This is a genomic window from Nitritalea halalkaliphila LW7, assembly GCF_000265075.1.
Classification (GTDB): Bacteria; Bacteroidota; Bacteroidia; order Cytophagales; family Cyclobacteriaceae; genus Nitritalea; species Nitritalea halalkaliphila.
In genome coordinates, this window is record NZ_AJYA01000140.1 from 1 (window position 1) to 1,289 (window position 1,289).

General features: G+C 43.7%; 2 protein-coding genes and 1 pseudogene. All 3 read left to right on the forward strand.

What is annotated here, in order from left to right; all coding sequences use genetic code 11:
- Positions 1–107: 107 nt before the first annotated feature.
- Entirely contained in the window at positions 108–335 is a 228-nt protein-coding gene (tnpA, locus tag A3SI_RS23455; protein WP_009057983.1) for an IS66 family insertion sequence element accessory protein TnpA, read from the forward strand.
- Positions 329–673, forward strand: a complete 345-nt coding sequence (gene tnpB / locus A3SI_RS16860) for an IS66 family insertion sequence element accessory protein TnpB (protein ID WP_009057955.1) — start codon at positions 329–331, stop codon at positions 671–673. Before tnpA ends, tnpB begins: the two co-directional genes overlap by 7 nt.
- Before the next feature lie 251 nt (positions 674–924).
- A pseudogene (locus tag A3SI_RS18685) lies at positions 925–1,179 on the forward strand (IS66 family transposase); the annotation flags it as partial.
- Positions 1,180–1,289: the final 110 nt, after the last annotated feature.

Consider the following 1,289-nt stretch of genomic DNA (forward strand, 5'->3'; position numbering starts at 1 on the left):
ATTTCTGTAGGCGAGGATTTGTAGTCYGSGAATGGTAAGAAGAGATAAAGCGTTTTACCAGGAGCTTTACCGGGAATGGCTTAGCTCTGGTTTAAAGAAGTCTGTGTTTGCTGCAACGTGGGATTAATCGAGCTACGTTCTACTACTGGTGCAAAAAGCTAGAAGTAGTAAGTGAGCCGATTTCCGAGCCATTCACAAGCTTTAAGCGCCTTGCAGCTTTGGCTCCAGCGGTAGAGCAGCAGCCTTTTTTGAAAGTCACCTTACCGAATGGTGCTAGCGTTACTTTTTATGAGGAGATTTCGATTGATCATCTAAAAAGACTCTTGGCATGTTAGCGCTTTCCTCTGCTACGCGCTATTTTCTGTACGAACAGCCAACAGATATGCGCTATGGCATTCAGGCTTTAGCAGGGATAGTGCGCAACAAACTGGGCTTTGATCCCATGAGTGGAGACGTCTTTATTTTTATAGGAAAAAGAGGAGATCAAATCCGGCTTTTGCAGTGGGATCAAGATGGGTTTGCTCTGTATATCAAAAGGCTAGAAAGGGGGACTTTTGAACGTCCAAGATCCCCTAAAAGCCTGCTTTCTAGCCGTGAATTAGGCTTGCTTTTACAGGGGGTAAGGCTAGAATCTGTGCGCTACAGAAAGCGTTATATGGCAGCTGGGCGGTAGTGAAATAAAGCGTGATTTTTTGTCTAAAAAGTGGCTTTAAGGCTATTTAAAACCACTTTTTTACCCTATATTTATGTCATGGAAAACAGAGAAATAGACTATAAAACCCTATACGAACAGGCTCTGTTGACCATATCTCAAAAATAAAATTCTTTGCTCGAAAAAGAAGAGCTCATAGAGAAGAAAGAGCAGGTCATTTTTAAATACCGCTCTGAATTAGACAAGCTACTTAAAATCATTTTGGTCCCAAAAAGGATAAGCTAAAAACGTCCGTTGACTCCGATCAGCTCAATCTATTTACATTAGGTGTACCCGAAACTGATCAGGCTAAGATGGGGGGCGATGGTGAAGCGGATAGCGACGAGGAAACAGTCACTGTCAAGCGTAAAAAGCGTGAGAAAGGACAAGGCCGCATGACGCTTCCTGAAACACTACGCAGAGAAGATGTTTATATCGAGCCTACGGAGTCTACAGAAGGGATGCGTCGTTATCGGAGAAGAGTGTAATTCAAGGGAATCATCCACGACAGATGGCTATGGGGTATAGCATTCCCTATTCGATCAGCATCCTAGCATTATGCTGTCTTTTTGCATGGCACATGCACGGCGCAAGTTCG

Bases quoted from the DNA above. Each gene is read 5' to 3' on its own strand.
- tnpB (WP_009057955.1), top strand. From the start codon at position 329: ATGTTAGCGCTTTCCTCTGCTACGCGCTATTTTCTGTACGAACAGCCA.